The sequence below is a fragment of the Paramuribaculum intestinale genome, assembly GCF_003024925.1.
In the GTDB taxonomy this organism is placed as follows: domain Bacteria; phylum Bacteroidota; class Bacteroidia; order Bacteroidales; family Muribaculaceae; genus Paramuribaculum; species Paramuribaculum intestinale.
Map to the genome: position 1 here is coordinate 1 of NZ_PUED01000032.1, position 18,989 is coordinate 18,989.

20 protein-coding genes are annotated in these 18,989 nt (G+C 53.2%); 12 read left to right on the plus strand and 8 right to left on the minus strand.

Going from position 1 to position 18,989, the window contains the following annotated elements:
• From C5O24_RS04040 to pepT, 4 genes are all read right to left on the minus strand, one after another.
• A partial coding sequence (locus tag C5O24_RS04040; RefSeq protein WP_107681501.1) for a DUF418 domain-containing protein occupies positions 1-1,030 on the minus strand: 1,030 nt, incomplete at its 3' end.
• A gap of 71 nt (positions 1,031-1,101) precedes the next feature.
• Positions 1,102-2,253 (minus strand): acyltransferase, encoded by a 1,152-nt coding sequence (locus C5O24_RS04045; protein WP_107034831.1) that lies wholly within the window; start codon positions 2,251-2,253, stop codon positions 1,102-1,104.
• Complete coding sequence (miaA, locus tag C5O24_RS04050) at positions 2,250-3,149, minus strand: tRNA (adenosine(37)-N6)-dimethylallyltransferase MiaA (protein WP_107034830.1); 900 nt, start codon at positions 3,147-3,149, stop codon at positions 2,250-2,252. Before miaA ends, C5O24_RS04045 begins: the two co-directional genes overlap by 4 nt.
• A 24-nt stretch (positions 3,150-3,173) precedes the next feature.
• On the minus strand, positions 3,174-4,400 hold the full coding sequence (pepT, locus tag C5O24_RS04055) for a peptidase T (RefSeq protein ID WP_107034829.1): 1,227 nt from the start codon (positions 4,398-4,400) through the stop codon (positions 3,174-3,176).
• 192 nt (positions 4,401-4,592) lie between these two features.
• Between pepT and C5O24_RS04060 the strand changes: the two genes are divergently transcribed.
• The 5 genes from C5O24_RS04060 (at position 4,593) to prmA (ending at position 6,941) form a co-directional block, all read left to right on the plus strand.
• The gene (locus C5O24_RS04060; RefSeq protein WP_107034828.1) at positions 4,593-4,790 is read left to right on the plus strand and encodes a YtxH domain-containing protein; all 198 of its coding nucleotides are present in this window, start codon (positions 4,593-4,595) and stop codon (positions 4,788-4,790) included.
• A 42-nt stretch (positions 4,791-4,832) separates the two neighbouring features.
• Positions 4,833-5,033, plus strand: coding sequence for a YtxH domain-containing protein (locus C5O24_RS04065; protein ID WP_107034827.1), 201 nt, complete (start codon positions 4,833-4,835; stop codon positions 5,031-5,033).
• A 188-nt stretch (positions 5,034-5,221) separates the two neighbouring features.
• Complete coding sequence (locus tag C5O24_RS04070; protein ID WP_107034826.1) at positions 5,222-5,560, plus strand: phage holin family protein; 339 nt, start codon at positions 5,222-5,224, stop codon at positions 5,558-5,560.
• A gap of 15 nt (positions 5,561-5,575) precedes the next feature.
• Positions 5,576-5,860 (plus strand): hypothetical protein, encoded by a 285-nt coding sequence (locus tag C5O24_RS04075; protein WP_107034825.1) that lies wholly within the window; start codon positions 5,576-5,578, stop codon positions 5,858-5,860.
• Between the two features lie 232 nt (positions 5,861-6,092).
• Positions 6,093-6,941, plus strand: a complete 849-nt coding sequence (gene prmA / locus C5O24_RS04080; RefSeq protein ID WP_107034824.1) for a 50S ribosomal protein L11 methyltransferase — start codon at positions 6,093-6,095, stop codon at positions 6,939-6,941.
• A 47-nt stretch (positions 6,942-6,988) separates the two neighbouring features.
• On the opposite strand, the gene C5O24_RS13765 is transcribed toward prmA, so the two are convergent.
• Positions 6,989-7,978, minus strand: coding sequence for a hypothetical protein (locus C5O24_RS13765; protein WP_133165458.1), 990 nt, complete (start codon positions 7,976-7,978; stop codon positions 6,989-6,991).
• A 129-nt stretch (positions 7,979-8,107) separates the two neighbouring features.
• Here C5O24_RS13765 and pyrE point away from each other — a divergent pair, with 129 nt between their 5' ends.
• The 7 genes from pyrE (at position 8,108) to radC (ending at position 14,993) form a co-directional block, all read left to right on the plus strand.
• Positions 8,108-8,746, plus strand: a complete 639-nt coding sequence (gene pyrE, locus C5O24_RS04090; protein ID WP_107034822.1) for an orotate phosphoribosyltransferase — start codon at positions 8,108-8,110, stop codon at positions 8,744-8,746.
• 90 nt (positions 8,747-8,836) lie between these two features.
• Positions 8,837-9,256 (plus strand): SRPBCC family protein, encoded by a 420-nt coding sequence (locus tag C5O24_RS04095; RefSeq protein ID WP_107034821.1) that lies wholly within the window; start codon positions 8,837-8,839, stop codon positions 9,254-9,256.
• The gene (locus C5O24_RS04100; protein ID WP_107034820.1) at positions 9,253-9,744 is read left to right on the plus strand and encodes a hypothetical protein; all 492 of its coding nucleotides are present in this window, start codon (positions 9,253-9,255) and stop codon (positions 9,742-9,744) included. Before C5O24_RS04095 ends, C5O24_RS04100 begins: the two co-directional genes overlap by 4 nt.
• Positions 9,745-9,785: 41 nt before the next feature.
• Positions 9,786-12,119: an ATP-dependent helicase gene (locus C5O24_RS04105; protein ID WP_370691565.1), complete on the plus strand. Its 2,334-nt coding sequence runs from the start codon at positions 9,786-9,788 to the stop codon at positions 12,117-12,119.
• A gap of 6 nt (positions 12,120-12,125) precedes the next feature.
• Entirely contained in the window at positions 12,126-13,259 is a 1,134-nt protein-coding gene (nspC, locus tag C5O24_RS04110; protein WP_107034818.1) for a carboxynorspermidine decarboxylase, read from the plus strand.
• A gap of 7 nt (positions 13,260-13,266) precedes the next feature.
• Positions 13,267-14,277 carry a glycosyltransferase gene (locus tag C5O24_RS04115; protein ID WP_107034817.1) on the plus strand — a complete coding sequence of 337 codons (1,011 nt, stop codon included), beginning with the start codon at positions 13,267-13,269 and terminating at the stop codon, positions 14,275-14,277.
• The gene (gene radC / locus C5O24_RS04120) at positions 14,274-14,993 is read left to right on the plus strand and encodes a RadC family protein (protein ID WP_107034816.1); all 720 of its coding nucleotides are present in this window, start codon (positions 14,274-14,276) and stop codon (positions 14,991-14,993) included. The genes C5O24_RS04115 and radC overlap by 4 nt, the downstream gene beginning before the upstream one ends.
• 9 nt (positions 14,994-15,002) lie before the next feature.
• Here radC and trxB read toward each other — a convergent pair whose 3' ends face one another.
• The 3 genes from trxB to C5O24_RS04135 form a co-directional block, all read right to left on the minus strand.
• Positions 15,003-15,947 (minus strand): thioredoxin-disulfide reductase, encoded by a 945-nt coding sequence (gene trxB / locus C5O24_RS04125; RefSeq protein WP_107034815.1) that lies wholly within the window; start codon positions 15,945-15,947, stop codon positions 15,003-15,005.
• Positions 15,948-15,974: 27 nt separating this feature from the next.
• Positions 15,975-16,589 carry an outer membrane lipoprotein periplasmic chaperone LolA1 gene (gene lolA1 / locus C5O24_RS04130; RefSeq protein ID WP_161553798.1) on the minus strand — a complete coding sequence of 205 codons (615 nt, stop codon included), beginning with the start codon at positions 16,587-16,589 and terminating at the stop codon, positions 15,975-15,977.
• 28 nt (positions 16,590-16,617) lie between these two features.
• The coding region (locus C5O24_RS04135; RefSeq protein WP_107681503.1) for a DNA translocase FtsK at positions 16,618-18,989 on the minus strand (2,372 nt) is incomplete at its 5' end.

Here is an 18,989-nt window from a genome sequence, read left to right on the forward strand (position 1 = left end):
GGTAGTAACAAGCCACTCCGATTATCGACTGGCCGATATAGTTGGTGAGGCTCATGCGTCCGAAAGGCGTGATAAACCGTTGCCAGAGATAGCCGGCGTTTCCGGCATGAAACCATAAAAGCATGAATGACGCCACAAGCATAATCATGAAGAAGAAATTGTAGATCATTCCGGCTATGATGCTGTAGTACGACAATATGGTGATATTGGTCAGATGCTGTGGAACGAATTCTTTGAGCGGATACAGTATGGCACTCGCGATTATGGCGACAAAGAGAGCCTTTTTCCAGAAGATCCGGCTGCTGTCAGAGCATTCAAAAAACTTTTTGCGGCCGAGCCACATGCCGAACAGGAACAGTGCCGGAGTCTGAAACAGACGGCCGGCCTCGATCTGCCATACGTTGGAGTACAGCCATCCGTCAGTCAGATTGCTGGCAAGAGTCTGTAGCAGATCGCCTGTGCGCCCCGCTACTTCAGCCGGTGCGGCATACTGCATGAAAAGTGAGTTGTTGTCGATGTAATCAGGGTTGAAAAGCGCATAGATTATATTGGCCCAGCACCAAGGCTGCAGCATCAGAAACGATCCTACCAGCAGCACCGTGCGGTCTTTCCACGATGATGCCGGAATGAGTATCAGGCCGCATACTGCATATAGTGTCAGTATATCTCCGTTGTAGAACAGTGAATGAAATTCGGCGAAAGCCAGCAGCAGAAGCATCCTCCAGGCAAAGCGCATGCGGAAGTCGCATCCGCGGCGTCGTGCGTTGCGAAGTTGTATGAAGAAGCTGAAGCCGAACAGAAGCGAGAATGTGGCATAGGCCTTTCCGGCAAAGATGAAATAGATGATCTGGACGATTTGGGCGTCAAGCCATTGCAGCCATTCCGGTCGCTGCATTGGAGCGTAAAATATGTTGTAGTGTTCAAGATTGTGTAGCAGGATTATAGCCAGAAGGGCGAATCCACGCAGGGCATCGACAGCCGCAAGGCGTGAGCCCTGCGATGACGGGCGGAGTGTTGTTGATGTAGTCATGATTATGATGATTGTGATGGGAAGTCTTACGGATTGTTTTGGCTGGACTATATGCTGTTCGGATGGTTTGTTCAAGCGACGAGACAGCGTGTCGGTCTCCACTGTCGCATAAGCCATGTGAGCGCGCCCGACACCACGATGCTTGTGGCAGCCATGAGCAGAAGGCGTACTATCGGCGCCACCCCTTTTATGTCGAAAATGTCATATGTCACAAATACGAAAAAAAAGTGGCACAGATATATGCCGAAGGTTAGCGAAGCAAGTTTCCCGAGCCATGGACGCTGCCGGATGCGGAGACGACTGAAGGCCAACAATATCGGGAAAGTCATCATGAACACATTAATCCCGGTGAAATAGTAGATTATCTCAAGGTAGGAGTAATCGCCGGGATACAGATCCTGAAGCTTCAGGTAGCCAAAGAATGTGATGCAGTAGCCTGCGATAAACATCGGCACGCATATCGCAGCGGTCTTGGTAGCACTCCATTTCAATGGCCAGCGGCGTATGTAGTAGGCGAGCAGCATATAGCCCGCGAAGCCACTGACGTAATAAAATGTTCCATAAGCGTTCCAGTCGCAGACTCCGAATATCTCCATGGATCCGAAATTTCCTGTATATCCAACCGCGGGAGCCAGTAATCTTATGTAGGGTATGAAGAGTGTGAATCCCCAGATGAGCAGTAGCAGCCTCACATCGCGACGCGATGCCTTTTCGAGCCACGGACTGATAATCGGTATGATCATATACAGTCCGACGAGCATATAAAGATACCAGAGCGGCACGGTGTCGAAATTGAAGTTGACGGTCATCAGGCATATCTTATGCCAGAGTCCGCTCCATGTGTAGGATGCTGCGTCGACCGTAGGATTGGCCGTATTTGCGTTGCCGAAATACAGATAGAACGCTACCGGCAGGATCACTGACCAGAAGATGAGCGCCGGCATTATGCGTCCGATACGTCGCCGGTAGAATGATCCGAGAGAACTGCCTGATGGCGCCGGCAGCAGCAGTATGGCTGTCATCATGACAAACAGTGGTACGCTCGGGCGTGTCAGTGAGCCGACGGCCACTCCGGTGACAAACGAGATGCGGTCGGAGTCAAAAGCACCAGTGAAAGGGTCGGAGCAATGGGCTATGACTACCAGCAAGCAGGCTGCGATCTTCAGTGCGTCGACCCATGCGATGCGGTCAGATTTCGTGGGATGTTGAATGGTCTGGTTCATGACGTGGTTATCAGTCGGAGTATCTTTTCAAATGCGTCGTCGGGAGTGACAAAAATGGTATCAGTAGATTTTTTCAGCCATGTCAGCTGTTTTTTTGCGTACACCCGGGTATTTTTGGCTATTCGCGCTATTGCAGTGGAGCGATCCATCTGTCCGTCGAACATGGCAAACATCTCCTTGAGTCCTACGGTATTGAGTGAGTTGTAATGCCGCATCGGATACACGCGCATAGCTTCTTCTTCCAGTCCGTCGGCGATCATTTCGTCGACTCGGCGGTTGATACGTCCGAACAGTTCATCGCGTTCCATGCCGATGGCTGTGCGTATTATCCTGAACGGTCTCTCGCGTCGGCGTCCGGTCAGCAGTGAAGAATATGGGCGTCCGGCCTGCATGCTGACCTCTATGGCATGGATCATGCGTTTGTGGTTGGCGCGGTCCACTCTCGACCAGTAGACGGGATCAAGCCGGCGCAGCTCCTCGGCCACGGCCTTTATCCCGCCTTCATCCATAATGGCGTAGGCCCGACGGCGCACGTCGGGATCAATATCAGGCAGAGAATCGATGCCATAGGTCAGAGCATCGACATACATCATCGATCCGCCGCACACTATGGCCACGTCGCTGTTGTTCCATATATCCGGAAGCAGCGCGAGGGCATCCTCTTCGAAGCGTGCCGCGCTATAATATTCGTCAAGTCCCAAAGTACCCACCAGATGGTGGCGTATTTCGGCGAGCATCTGTGGCGACGGAGCAGCGGTGGCAATCGGTATGTCGCGGTAAAGCTGGCGTGAATCGGCCGATATGATCTCTGTTGACAGTTCTTTGGCAAGACGCAGCGACAGAGCCGACTTGCCTGAGGCTGTCGGCCCTGTCACCACAAGGAGTGTCTTTTCCAAGGCGCTCGTCGGTAATTTAATATGTCAGTGCTTGGCGCCTACGAGGCGTGCTATCTCTACTATCACCTGTGAGGCTTTTTCCATGGAGCGCACCGGCACGAATTCAAATTTGCCATGGAAATTGAGCCCTCCGGCGAAAATGTTCGGGCAGGGCAGACCTTTGAATGACAGTTGTGCGCCGTCAGTGCCTCCGCGTATAGGCACTACTTTCGGTGTCACGCCGGCGAGTTTCATGGCCTGTTCGGCTATCTCGACTATATGCATTACCGGTTCGATTTTCTCACGCATATTATAGTATTGGTCGCGTATGTCGAGGCTTGCGCACTCCGGGAATTCATGATTGATCTTTCGTGTAAGATGCTCGAATTCCTTTTTGCGGCGTTCGAAACGGTCGCGGTCATGATCGCGGATTATGTAGGTGAGCACAGTCTGTTCGACAGTGCCCTCTATTGAGGTCAGATGATAGAAGCCCTCGTAGCCTTCGGTGTGCTCGGGTGTTTCCCAGCGGGGGAGCATGATGGCAAACTGCAGCGCTATGCGCATGGAGTTGATCATCTTGTGCTTGGCCGATCCCGGATGCACGTTGCGTCCGGCAAATGTCACTTTAGCTACAGCGGCGTTGAAATTTTCATATTCAAGTTCGCCGATTTCTCCGCCGTCGATGGTGTATGCCCAGTCGGCGCCAAACTGTCCGACGTCGAATTTGTGCGCTCCCTGACCGATCTCTTCGTCGGGGTTGAACGCTATGCGTATCCGTCCGTGCTTTATGTCGGGATTGTGCTGAAGATAATCTATGGCGGTGATTATCTCCGCTATGCCGGCCTTGTCGTCGGCTCCGAGCAGAGTTGTGCCGTCAGTGACTATTAGATCATCGCCGACATAGTGTTCCATCTCTGGGAAGTCGGCGGGGGAGAGCACAATCCCTTTTTCGGCATTGAGAGTGATGTCGCCGCCGGGGTAATTGTCTACGATGCGCGGATTGACATTGTGTCCTGAAGCGTCGGGCGATGTGTCGAGATGGGCTATGAATCCAACAGTGGGCACATGCTCGCAGCCCGGTGTCGCGGGCAACGTGGCCATTAGATAGCCGTTTTCATCAAGTGTTATATCAGTGAGGCCCATAGCCTTCAGTTCCTCTTCGAGGCTTTGGGCGAAAATCATCTGGCCGGGAGTCGAAGGGGTCATGTTGGTGAGTTCGTCGCTTTGGGTGTCAAACTTCACGTAGCGCAGAAAGCGGTCAACAACAGTCATTGAGGTAAATGATTAAGTAATGGTGTATATTTATAGATGTCACAAAAGTAGTGAAATTTTAGCGAGGTGAGAGGATATTGCCGAAAAAAATGCGTAGATTTGCGAAAAATCTTCGACCCGCATCAAAACAAATTTCCCTATGGCGGTGTTGTTAACAGTGAAGTTTAATTCTAATCAGTAATCAAGACACAAATGAAACCGTTACCCATTATTCTGGCAGTGCTCGGAGGCGCTATCGCCGGAGCTACCGTAGGTCTTCTGTTCGCACCTGAAAAGGGCGAGAATACACGTGATGAGATCGTGAAGTATCTTAGGAGCAAAGGTATAAAGCTTCATCGCAGCAAGATCGAGGCTCTGGCCGACGAGATCGCCGAGGAAATCAAAAAGTAATTCCCCCAAACATTCAATTCCACAACACAAACCCCGGAAATCATGAGCAATACAGGTATACTCTATTCATTTATCGGTGGCGCCATAGTGGGAGCTGCAGCAGCTCTGCTTCTCGCGCCTGAAAAAGGCGAGAACACGCGCCGCCGCATCAAAGAGATCCTTCAGAAGAAGGGAATTCTTTGTTCCGACAATGAAATAGACGCTCTCGTAGAGCAGCTGACAGAGGAGATGGACGCCAAATAAGGCGTGGCTGCGATAAATAGCACCGATATGCCATATAAGCCGGCTGCCGGGACGTCAGATCGTTCCGGCTGTCGGCCTGGCTGCATGACCGGTGGTCAGGAGTCCGTTACTTTGAACAGACACTATTGAGCGTGCTTGGACAACAAAAGCTCAAACATGCTTCTAATTATTTTCATGAAAGCCAATTAATGAACGAATCAGACAACAATTACAACCGACTGTGGCAACAGGCCAAATCTCTTTTCGTCAACGGGCTTGAATATGCCAAGCTGACTGCTGCCGAGAAGCTGACCATGCTTATAACCGGACTGGCTGTTGCGGCCGGAGCTTTTGTGCTCGGCATCATATTCTTATTTTTCCTGACGATCGCTATAGCCCACTGGATTGCCCCCTCTATCGGGCTTGGCTGGGCCTACGCACTTATGGGGGTGTTCTACCTGGCGTTGGTGGTGTTGCTGATTGTCTTGTGCAAGCCTTTGATCATGAATCCAGTAGCGCGTTTTATATCCCGACTGTTTCTAAAATAAACTGTAATCGCCATCATGGAAAAAAACACAATCGATGCCCACAAGCAGTCGACCGATCCCAAGCCTTGGAAGGGCTATACAATCGACGAACTGCGTTATCAGCAAGCTTATACGGCTGTCAGAATGCAGATCGACCGTCAGAAACTTATGTCGACCGCATCGCAGATGAAGGGGGGTATGTCGACGTTCAAAGGTGCAGGTCTTATCGGACGTCTGCTGAGCAATCTGTCATATATCGATTATGCCTTTATGGCTTTCAGGATCGGACGTCAGGTGTTCAGGCTGTTTCGCCGCCGCTGAATATGCCGGCCTGTATTGACCCACCGGCAGTTGATCATTATGCTATGTGACTCGCAAGAATCAGCTACGAGGTTTGTTTAGATTTGTCCGAATTGTTTTTGCTTGAAGAAGATAAGACATGTCTGAACATTAAAGTGGAAAATGCCGGATGAAGTCCCCAAAAACGTCCGCCGCAGCGAGCCACGGGTTACTGACGAATTAGATAATATAAACTGGTTTTTGAGAGTTATTCATGAATGATTATGTTGAAGTGAAAGTGGAGATCACTCCGTTTTCAGAAGATTTTTCCGACATTCTTGCCGCAGAATTGGCAGAGGTCGGCTATGAAAGTTTTGTCACCGACAGCGAAGGACTGACCGCATACGTTAGAAACGAATCTTATGACCGTGTTGCGCTTGATGGCATATTGTCGCGGTGGCCTTATCCGTGTCGTCTGCAGTTGCGCGAGGCATTGACCATCGAAGGGCGCGACTGGAATCATGAGTGGGAAAAGAATTATTTCAAACCTATCGTAATCGGCGACGAGTGTGTGGTGCATAGTTCGTTTCATACCGATTATCCGACCTGTCGCTATGATATTGCCATAGATCCAAAGATGGCCTTCGGGACCGGACATCATGCCACGACTTCACTGATCGTCACTCGGCTCCTCACGATGCCGGTCGACGGCCTTAAGGTGGTGGATATGGGCACCGGCACAGGTATTCTTGCCATACTCTCGCGTATGCGTGGAGCAGGATATGTTGTGGCGGTGGAGATAGATCCGATGGCTTGCGAAAACACCCGCGAGAATGTGCTCCTTAACGGCTGCGGCGATATTGATGTGCGTCTTGGCGACGTGACGTCCATAAGCGATGTCGTTGACGCCGACATATTGCTGGCCAATATCAACCGCAATATAATCACGGCCGATATGCCGGCATACGCCGCGGTGGTCAAGAGCGGCGGTCAGTTTGTGTTCAGCGGATTCTACGAGGCCGATGTTCCGGTCGTGGAGGAAGCGGCTTCACGATGCGGGCTGAAGTTGGCCGATGTGACCTCGCACGACGGATGGGCGAGCGTCCGCTTTGTCAAGGAGTGACTCTCGCCGGAGCGGTGTGGTCAGAGATATAGTATACGTTGCGGCTGTCAGTTTCCGAACGACAGGGATGTGTAGAATCTCGATGATCCGCCGTATGATTCGCCTCTGCCGAATTGAAGCCGTATGTAGCCGTTGCCGTTGATAAACCACGTGGCCATATACCCTCCGTTGGGGTAGGTCATTGTGGCAGGCGGGCCGTAGGCGCGCACAAGATCGCGATAAACATAGTTGTATCGCGACGGGTCATATACCGAGGTGCTGTAGAAAAATTCTGATCCTGTCAGACCACCCGGTCCGTAGAAAAGTGTAGCGTCAGGCCACAGATAGTTGAGCTGTGTGACGTTTCTGAGATATACCATGTCATTGCCGTATCCGTCGACTGTGTATCCGTTTCCATACAGATGGTCGAGGCTGAGGGCAAATGATGTTCCGAATGTAATGCCGAGCACCGTACGTATGGCAGGGTATCGTCCGGCCGGATGCCAGTGGGGCGGAGGCGTCGGCCGCCGGTATGGACGCATCATAGGCCTGTACGGTCTGTGGGGAGGACGCAGTGTCGGAGGCCGGTGTGCGGGGCCATGTGAGGGTCTATGGCCGACCCCCGGTGCAGGGCGATGGTTGTGACCCGGTGCAGGGCGATGCGGGTTACCCGGACGTAATCCGTTTCCCGGACGGTTGTTTCCCGGACGGTGCCCATTATTTGGAGCCGGATGATATTTGTCATTTCCGGGACGATTGCCCGGACGCTGATGCGAGGGAGTGTTGCCGGGGCGTTTGTCATTGTCTGGGCGTTGTCCCGCAGCCGGCTTATGTGAGGTGTTGCCCGGGCGGCGGTATGATGATCCCTGTCCCTCTTTTGTGGGGCGGCTGTTGCGCCCGGGGCGTGTCGTCTTGTCGCTCCGATGTCTGTCGCGTTGTCGGCTGTGCTCGGTTTTCTCTCTTTTGTCGGTTCCGTTGTGACGCTGTGCCTCAGCCGTCGACGTGGATAACAACGCTGCAAGAACCGTTATGGCGATGATGCGGATTAAATGTTTCATGTCGGTGTGTGTTGTGGATGTGACATTTTTTTTGATTAATGCAAAACTATAAAAAAGTTGCATTGTTGAGAGTGTTTTCGTAACTTTGTGTGCGGAAAAGTTCCAAAAAAACATAAATATAATAAAACAATGAAATCGCTTGAAAGTCTTTTAGCTGAAAAGCTCCTTAAAATCAGCGCCATAAAACTGCAGCCCGAAATTCCATTCACATGGGCTTCAGGATGGAACTCACCCATCTACACTGACAATCGCAAGACTCTCTCATATCCCGAAGTGCGCAGCTTCATCAAAATAGAGATGTGCCGGCTTATACTCGAGAATTTCGAGAAACCCGATGCAATAGCCGGAGTTGCTACCGGCGCAATAGCTATGGGCGCTCTCGTGGCCGACGCTCTCGGACTGCCATATGTTTATGTGCGCTCGTCGCCCAAGGATCACGGCCTGGAAAATCTGATAGAAGGCAACCTCACTCCCGGTCAGCGTGTAGTGGTGATAGAGGATCTTATCTCTACAGGCGGCAGCAGCCTGAAGGCGGTGGAGGCTATCCGTCAGGCCGGTTGCGAGGTCGTAGGAATGGCGGCCATCTTTACGTATGGTTTCCCGCTTGCTATCAAACGTTTCAAGGATGCCGGAGTGGAATTGCTCACTCTGAGCAACTACAACGCGATGCTGGAGGCAGCCCTCGATACACAGTATATCCGCGAGGAGGATCTCGATACGCTCAAGGAATGGCGTAAGGATCCGGCCAACTGGGCGCCCGTGCGTTGAACCCGCTTCCACCTCATGAAGATATCATGCCGTTTGGCTCGCAAAGCCAAACGGCTTTGTAATGAATAAAGCTACAATTAGTGATCAAACATGGCTACTTATAAAAGCAAACCTGTCAGCATTGGCCGTCCGATAGAGGATGTGTATGCACGCATCGCCGATATCGCGGCCTATCAGAAACATATCGACGCCCTGCCCGATGAGGCGCGCCAGAAGATAGGCGACGTGGAGTTTACCGATGATTCGATATCTATACACGCCGCTCCGGTGGGACAACTCAAGTTTGTTGTCAAAGAGCGTGTCGCACCGTCTAAAGTCACCCTTGAAGCCGCCCAGTCGCCCGTGCCGCTGAAACTTATCGTTGCGCTTGAGCCAGATGGTGATTCTTCCACAACCGCCACAAGCATTATCGATGTGGAGATTCCGGCGATGCTACGGCCGCTCATAGGAGGTAAACTGCAGGAGGCGTCCGACAAGTTTGGCGAACTATTACAAACATTTTTCGCTTGAAAAGCCGACAAATATTTGCCGTAGGTCTCTTACTGGCCGTGATCTGGTCAACGTCATGCGATTCGGTTGACGACGACCGAATTCCTCCGGCTCCCGTCAGAATTGACTTCGCCGGTCAGGGCGAATGGGATGTCTATGGGGTCGGTGGGGCATTGCAGTGGCGGGAATTTATCAAGCCGCAGCTGATTCCCTCCGGATTTCCTTATTCCGATGCCTCGCAGACAGGATTTGCCGGAGTGGTGCTTGTAGGTGATTTTGTTGGAGACCCTCAGGCCTACGACCTTTCCTGTCCGGTGGAGGTGAAGCGCGACGTGCGCATTTCGATTGATCCCGATCAGGCTGTGGCGCGATGCGCTGTGTGCGGCAGCACATACGACGTATTCCGTCAGGGAGCTCCGCTTTCGGGCAAGGCCGCCGAAAAGGGATATGCGATGAGAAAATACCGTGTGGGGATAAAGACCGACGGATCGCGGTGGATCGGCAACTGATCTCCCCTCTTATGCTTAACACACTCAATACGTAGAAATTGGTGACGGAAGATTATCTTCAGCAACTCAACGGTCAGCAACGTGCCGCCGTGGAGTATGTCGACGGTCCGAGCCTTGTGATTGCAGGTGCGGGATCGGGAAAGACACGCGTGCTGACCTACAAGATCGTACATCTTCTAAGATGCGGGTACGAACCATGGCGCATACTGGCGCTTACATTTACCAACAAGGCAGCGCGTGAAATGCGCGAGCGTATCGAGGCACTGGTAGGGACAGAAGTGGCGTCGAGGCTGTGGATGGGAACATTCCACTCGATTTTCGCGCGTATATTGCGCGCCAATGCCGACCGGATCGGATTCAAGAGCAGTTTCACAATATATGATTCGGCCGACTCAAAATCGCTTGTAAAGACTATCGTCAAGGACCTGGCGCTTGACGAAAAGATATACAAACCATCGTCGGTCATATCGGCGATCTCCACGGCTAAAAACGCTCTTATCTCCCCGGAGAAATATGCAGCCGACCGTGAGATTATGCGGGCTGATGCCGATGCGCGCCGTCCGCGTATTCATGAAATCTACAGGATATACCGCGACCGGTGCTTTACGGCCGGAGCCATGGATTTCGATGACCTGCTGTATTACACCAATGTGTTGCTGCGCGACAATCCCGACGTGCTGCGTCATTATCAGGAGTTTTTCCGCTACGTGCTCGTCGACGAGTATCAGGACACCAACTTCGCACAGCATCTGATAGTGGCCAGAATCTGCGAAGAGCATCATCAGCTTTGCGTCGTGGGCGATGACGCGCAGAGCATCTATTCCTTCCGGGGAGCTAATATCCGCAACATCCTTTCCATGCGCGACACCTATCCGGGCATGAAGCTGTTCAAGCTCGAACGCAACTATCGCTCCACACAGAATATAATCAATGCTGCCAATTCACTGATCGAGAAAAACACCGAGCAGATACGCAAGGAAGTGTACTCCGAAAACAAGCCGGGCGACCGCATAGAGGTGGTGTCGAGCTATAGCGATCTCGATGAGAGCGCCATCGTGGCCAACCGCATATCGCAGGTGAGAATGCTGACGCATGATTCATACGATGAGTTTGCGATACTCTACCGCACGAACGCACAGAGCCGCATACTGGAGGAGTCGTTGCGTAAACGCAATATCCCTTACCGCATCTACGGAGGTCTTTCGTTTTATCAGCGCAAGGAGGTAAAAGATGCGGTGGCTTATTTCCGGCTTGCGGTCAATCCTGACGATGACGAGGCGCTGCGTCGTGTGATAAACTTCCCTGCGCGGGGCATCGGCGAAACCACCGTCAACAAGGTTGCACGCACGGCCATGGATTGCGGGGTGAGCATGATGGCTGTATTGCATGATCCCGACGGATTCGGGCTGGAAGTGCATTCTGGCACGCGCCGTAAACTTGCGGCGTTCGCATCCATGGTCGACCGGTTTGCTGCTCAGGTGGCCTCGGGCGACGATGCTTTGGCCGTCGCATCGGAGATCATACGCGCCACAGGTCTGCTTTCAATGCTTATCACCGACCGCACTCCGGAGAGTATCTCAAAACAGGAAAATCTTAATGAACTTCTCGCGGGAGTAAAGGAATTTACCGAAATGCGACGTGAGGAGGGCGAGGCCGATCTTGGTCTGGCAGCATTCCTCGGACAGATATCTCTTGCCACTGATCAGGACTCGGATGATGCTACCGAGGAACGGGTGACTCTTATGACCGTTCATGCCGCAAAAGGGTTGGAATTCAACAATGTGTTTATCGTCGGTGTGGAGGAGGATCTTTTTCCGTCGTCGATGGCTCAAGGTTCGCAGAGCGAGATTGAGGAGGAACGCCGACTGCTGTATGTAGCTATCACCCGCGCGCGTAGTTTCTGCATGATGTCGTTCGCATCCAACCGCTACCGAAACGGGCAGCCGGCCATGTGCTCGCCGTCGCGTTTCCTCCACGATATCGACCCGTGTTATCTCGACATGAAAGCCGGAGCGACAATAGGCGCACCGCGTTCGAGGCGTCCGTCCTACTCCGATTATATGGCTGCAGCCCGTCAGGTACGTTATCCGGCGCGTCAGGCTCAGGTCTCACAGCCGACGGCATCATCTGTTCATCGCAATCCGGTACCTGTATCAGCCTCTGCAGCAAAGGGCGAAACTTCGTTTGCAACCATGCCGGGCGCTGACGGATCACGGCTGAAGGCCGGAATGGTGATAGAGCACAATCGCTTCGGACGCGGCACCATTGTTGAGGTCGACACCTCGCAGCCCGACCATCGTATTAAGGTGGTGTTTGATAATTCGGGCGAAAAACTGTTGTTGCTGAAATTTGCAAAATTCATAATCATTGACTGACTCTGTATGATCACACCTCAAAACATCCCCACGCCGGTTTACCTTGTATATGAAGATCGTCTGCGGCGCAATCTGGAGCTTATAAGCCGCGTCAGCCGCGACTCGGGCGCAAGGATCATTATGGCTTTCAAGGCCAATGCCTTGTGGCGCACATTTCCGATCATAAGGGAATACGTCAGTGATTTCACGGCGTCGTCGCTCAACGAGCTTCAGCTCGGCAATACCACGCTGGGAGGGCAGGCTCATGTTTATTGTCCGGCATATACCGATCAGACAATCGGCCGTTTTCTTCACGGAGCATCCCATATCACGTTCAACTCTCTCCATCAGTTCGAGCGGTTCGGCAATATGGCACTGGCCGCCGGAGTGTCGCCAGGATTGAGAGTCAATCCGCAGTGTTCGGTTATTGATACCGACATCTACAATCCGGCTTTGCCCGGATCACGGTTCGGAGTGGTGGCCGACGTGATAGGCAGGAGACTGCCATCTGGAGTGGAGGGACTTCACTTCCATGCCCTGTGTGAATCGACATCTTTTGATCTGCAACGAGTACTTGAGGCATTTGAAAGTCAGTTCGGACATCTGCTGACGCAGGTGAAATGGGTCAATATGGGAGGCGGACATCTGATGACGCGTGAAGGCTACGACACGGACCATCTTGTGAGGCTGCTGCGTGATTTCCGTTCGCGCTATCCATGGCTTGAGGTCATTCTGGAGCCTGGCAGCGCATTCACATGGCGCACCGGCGATCTGATCACATCGGTGGTCGATGTAGTGGAGAACCAGGGGATCAGGACGGCCATTATCGACGCCTCGTTTGCCTGTCACATGCCTGATTGTCTGGAGATGCCCTACAAGCCGACAATCAGCGAGAGCGTGGAGTCGGCGCCCGGATTGCCTCAATACCGTATAGGTGGCAATTCATGCCTGAGCGGCGATTTTATGGCCGACTGGACATTTGCCGGGCCATTGCTCCCCGGCCAGCGTCTGACCTTCGAGGATATGAACCATTATACTACCGTCAAGACCACAATGTTCAATGGCCTCCAGCATCCCGATATAGCTTTGTGCAGAGCCGACGGCAGCATTGAATACCTGCGTAAATTCACGTTTGACGATTATAAATCACGCATGAGCTGACAGCACGATGAACCATAATCCTGTTTATTCCGTAATAGTGCCGGTATATAACCGACCCGATGAGGTGGCTGACCTGTTGAGGAGTCTGTCGGAGCAGACTTGTCGCGATTTCGAGGTGATTCTGGTAGAGGACGGATCCACTGTGCCCTCAGCGGCGGCAGTCGAACGCTATGCGCCGGAACTCCCCTCGATAAGCTATTATCAGAAGTCAAACGAGGGACGCTCCATAGCACGCAACTATGGCATAGAGCGTTCAAAAGGGTCATGGCTGATATTCTTCGACAGCGACTGTGTGATACCGCCTGGATATTTTGCTACTCTGGCTGAAGCTCTGAAAGATATGCCGCTTGATTGTTTCGGCGGTCCCGACGCTGCCGACGATTCGTTCAGCGACACACAGAAGGCCATTAATTTCGCGATGACATCTTTTCTCACCACCGGAGGTATCCGTGGAGGGAAAGTGAGTCTGGAGAAATTTACTCCACGCTCTTTCAATATGGGATATACCCGTGAGGTCTACGACAGAGTCGGTGGATTCAGGGAGATGTTCTCGGAAGATATCGATATGAGCATGCGCATCAGGCAGGCCGGTTTCCGCATAGGACTCGTCCGTCAGGCATCGGTTTTCCATAAGCGCCGTGTGTCGTTCGGTAAATTTCTCCGTCAGGTCTACGTGTTCGGTATGTCGAGAATCACGCTCAAGCTCCTTTATCCTTCGTCGCTCAAGGCGGTGCATACTCTTCCTGCCTTGGCTGTAGTAGCCGGTGTGGTGTGCTGCGTGCTTGCTGCGGCAGTGAGTCCCTGGTGGCTGTTGCCGATAGGCGTCTATCTGCTGGCTGTATTGTCGGCGGCTTTGTGGCAGTCGCGCAGCATCAAGGTGGCTCTGCTTGCTGTGCCAGCGAGCGTCATACAGATAGGAGGATACGGATGCGGATTCATCCGTGCATGGTTCACCAAGATATTCCTCCGCCGTGGACGCAATGTCGACGAGGAGATAAGACTGCGTAAAGGACGATGACAGGCTACAGCGAAAATCCTCCTTCAGGGTCGTCGCGTCGTATCGCCGATCTTAGCGATGATGACCGCCCGCGCGAGAAAGCGCTGGCTCATGGCATACGCTCTCTCAGCAATGCCGAATTGCTCGCCATAATTTTCGGAGGAGGGTTGCCGGGGAAATCGGTGGTGGAGATGAGCCGCGAGATACTGTCGGCTTGCGACAACAAGCTTGTCAGTCTGGCGCGTATGCCCATACAGGCGGTGGCTCGTTCGTTCCGTGGTATTGGTCCGGCCAAGGCTATAGCGCTGGCTGCTGCGTTTGAGCTCGGATCGCGCTGTCGCGACGAAGAGCGCAGCCGCGATGTGACGGTGCGCTCTTCCGATGATGCGTTCAATTATATCCGTGGCCGGCTTGAGAATCTCGACCATGAGGAGTTTTGGGTGATGGTGCTCAGTCGCGCCAACCGTATACTCTCGGCCGAGCTTGTGAGCCGTGGAGGCACTGCGGCCACAGTAGTTGACGTGAAAATCGTCGTAAAGACCGCTGTCGACCGTTTGGCGGCAGGTATCATACTTGTACACAATCATCCGTCGGGCAATCGTATGCCGAGCGTTCAGGACGATGCCCTGACGTCGCGTATCAAGGATGCGTCCGCACTGTTCGACATCCGTGTGCTCGACCATCTTATTGTGGCCGGCAACGAATATTTCTCTTATGCCGACAACGGCAAGATCTGACAGGGCTGATCAGCCCCCCTGTTCCGTCAGATATCGTTCGGCGTCGAGAGCCGCTTTGCATCCGCTTCCGGCCGCCGTTATGGCCTGACGGTAATTCGGGTCGGCTACGTCGCCTGCGGCAAACACTCCTGCCACATTTGTCCGGGTCGACTGACCTTCGGTCTTGATATATCCGGCCTCGTCAAGCTCTATCCACGGGCGGAATATGTCGGTGGCGGGTTTGTGCCCGATAGCGAGGAAGAAACCGTCGACAGGCAGATTGTAGACGCGTTCCTTGTCGGTAGAGGCAAATTCGACGAGCTGCGCGCCCTCCAGATAGTCGTCGCCGTAAAGGCCGATAGTATTGGTATTGAAAAGCACGGTTATATTGGCTTTCTCCTCTACTCGGCGCTGCATCACTTTTGAGGCCCTGAGGTAATCCTTGCGTACGATAAGGAATACTTCCGAAGCGATGTTTGACAGATACAGAGCCTCTTCGCAGGCAGTATCGCCGCCTCCCACTACAGCCACACGTTTGCGGCGATAGAAGAAACCATCGCATGTGGCGCAGGCTGAAACGCCCATTCCCTTGTAGCGTTCCTCGTCGGGAAGACCGAGATAACGGGCCGTGGCTCCGGTGGAAATGATCACGGTGTCAGCCGTGATCTCCGTGTTGTCGTCGGCTATGGCACGCAGCGGATGCTGGCTGAAATCTACACTTGTAATGATACCCTGGCGTATATCGGCGCCGAAACGGGCCGCCTGTTTCTCCAGATCGGCCATAAGCTGCGTGCCGGTCACTCCTTCATGGTAGCCGGGGAAATTCTCTACCTCTGTGGTGATCGTAAGTTGTCCGCCGGGCTGGTGGCCAGCATATACCAGCGGCTTCATATTGGCTCTCGAGGTGTATATGGCGGCTGTGAATCCGGCCGGTCCGGAGCCGATTATAAGGCATTTGGTGTGAATCTGGTTCATGTCTATTGTTGTGGCTTATGTTGTGATTTATCTGAGATCGTTGATTGTGGCGCCGGGATAATGCGCCTTGTCAAATGTGAAAGTGGAGGAGGGGAGTGCTCCGCCGGTTGAAATTGCCTCTATGCTGACGGCCACTTTCTGTCCCGAGGCGTATGTCAGATCTATGCTGACCGGTAGCGTGGTTCTGGCGTTGAGTGTGACTTCGGCCGATATGATCTCGGCATCGGATCGGCGCGCTTTCATGCTTATGCGGCGTGTATCGCCTGCCGCCGATGTGATGCTTGAGTTGTAGGCCGATGTGAAAGCCTCTATGACTGATAGCGGATTGCTTTCGGCAAGTTCGCCTGCAGTCGGTTCGGTCACGGTCACCTCTCCGGTCGATGCCGAATAGGTCCATTGTGTGCGTCCGTCAAACCATGTGGCATATCCGGGTGATTCGATTCTGAACCGTCGGCCGGACATGATGATCCGTGCCTGTGTGGAATGTCCGTCGGAATTTATGGCGCATGTGGCGCTTACCGATTTGGCATTCCGCAGTTTGTCGGCTGCCTGACGCAACAGCCCGTCGGCCTGTGGATTGGCGGCATTGACTGTGGTGATGCTCAGCAGAGCGGCTATCAGGGATAATAATACTTTGTGCATGATATGTATAAACGTTTTCGGTCGGCTGTTAGTTGATGGCATTGAGCTGAAGATAGTTCTCAAAAGCCATTATATCCATCAGCACCGGACGAGGTTTTCCTCCCTGCGCAGGGCCAACGACTCCGGCTGCTTCAAGCTGATCCATGATGCGGCCGGCGCGTCCGAAGCCTATGGCAAGCTTGCGCTGCAGATTGGTTGTGGAGCCCGACTGTGTTTCCACCACCATCATGCCGGCTTCCTTGAACATCGGATCGCGTTCGCCAAGCTGTGCGCCGGTGCGTGCCGGGCCTTCTGCGGTCGGAGGTACGAATTCCGGCAACTGGTAGGGCTCGCAATAACCTATCTGGTCGGAAATGGAGTCGCAGATGGCTTTTACCTCGTCAGTATCGATAAACGCACACTGCACGCGGTCGATGACGCCGTTGCATGAGAACAGCATGTCCCCCTTGCCTATAAGCTGGTTTGCCCCGACCTGATCAAGGATGGTGCGGGAGTCCACACCCTGATTCACGCGGAAAGCTATTCGTCCTGGGATGTTGGTCTTGATCGCACCGGTGATGACTGTCACCGACGGACGCTGCGTGGCGATGATAAGATGTATGCCTGCGGCTCTGGCCACGGCGGCCAGACGCGACACCGGATTTTCCACCTCTTTGCCTGCTGTGAGGATGATGTCGGCAAATTCGTCGATGATGAGCACTATATAAGGCATGAATTTGTGCTCGTTTGGATTAAGGCGTCGTGCGATGAATTTTTCGTTATACTCCTTGATGTTGCGCACTCCGGCCTTCTCAAGAAGATCAAGACGCTTACCCATCTCTATACACAATGAGTTGAGCACTGTGACAACTTTCGATGTGTCGGTGATGATCGCATCTTCTCCGGGAAGTGCCGCAAGGTAATGGCGCTCGAGCTTACGATAAAGGCTCAGTTCAACGCGTTTGGGGTCGATGAGCACGAATTTCAGTTCGGCCGGATGCTTCTTGTAGAGCAATGAAGCTATTATCGTGTTCAGTCCTACGGATTTGCCCATGCCGGTGGCGCCGGCCACGAGCAGATGCGGCAACTTGGCCAGATCGGTCACATACACGTCGTTGGTGATAGTGCTGCCCATAGCGATCGGAAGCTCTGCTTTTGACGACTGGAAGGCCTCCGACGACAGAATACTGCGTATGCTGACTATCTGCGGGTCTTTGTTAGGCACCTCGATTCCTATGGTGCCTTTGCCCGGAACCGGAGCGATGATTCTGATTCCAAGTGCGGCCAGACTGAGCTGCAGATCCTCGCCGAGGGTCTTTACCGAACGTGTTCGGGTGCCCGCTTCGGGAATAATTTCATATCGGGTGATCGTCGGTCCGACGGTCGCCTCGATCTGTGAGATTTTAACGCCAAAGGTATTTAGTGTCTGTGTGAGTCGTTCCTTGTTCTCTTCCTGTTCCTCCAGATCCACATGGTCAGTGCGCTGCGCACGTTTTTCCAGCAGGTCTATTGAGGGGAAGCGGAAGTGTGACAGTTCGGCGGTGGGATCGTACGGTTCGTTTGAAATGTGGCGCGCTTCTGCGACGGCCTGAGGTGTGTTGACGACAAGATTGACAGCCGAGGCTGTTTCATCTTCGGCTTCAGTGACGTCTGGAATTTCAGCCAGATCTACGTCTGGCTGTGGCAGTTCGTCAGGCTGTATGGCAGCCGGAGCGGTCGGCGGTGTGATATTGTGATCCTCGGAAGCCGGAGCGGCAGATGCCGTTACAGGCGCGACGGCTTTGTTGTCATTGTCATTAGTGTAATGATCAGCTGTTTCCGACGATACAGGCGCTGACGTCATTGAGGCGGCAGGCATTGTTTCTGCCGGGCAGGCGACAGGCGATGGGTCGGCGACGGGTGTGGTATTGACTGTCTCATGCCAATTCGCAGCCGCTGTGGCCGACGCTGATGCAGCGTCTGTCGCCATGGTGGTGTTGTCGTCGGCTATTGTGTCGATATCGGTCAGTTCGGCCTGTTCGTAGCGTTTTTCAGTATCAGGTGTATACGTCGGCACTTCGTGATGATGCTGCGCCGGCTGATGTTCAGTCATTGTTTCTGCTGCCCGGTCTGCGGGTGTCGCAGATTCGGTTTTGTTGTCTGACGAAGATTTGTCCGATGTATTGTTGTCGGCTGTAGCCACCTCGTCATCGGTCATCATCGCTTCCATCTGTCGCCGGCGTGCTTCAGCGGCAGCTCGTTCGCGTGCTATACGCTCGCGATGTTTTTTCACTCTGTTGCGATAGGCTTCGTAGGCTGTCTGCAGTTCGCGCAGGAATACCAAGGCCACTGCTGCGACAAGAAGCATATTGACTCCTATCGCTCCCCACCATCCGGTATTGGTGATAAGAAACTCATTGACCAGATGACCGTGATTGCCAC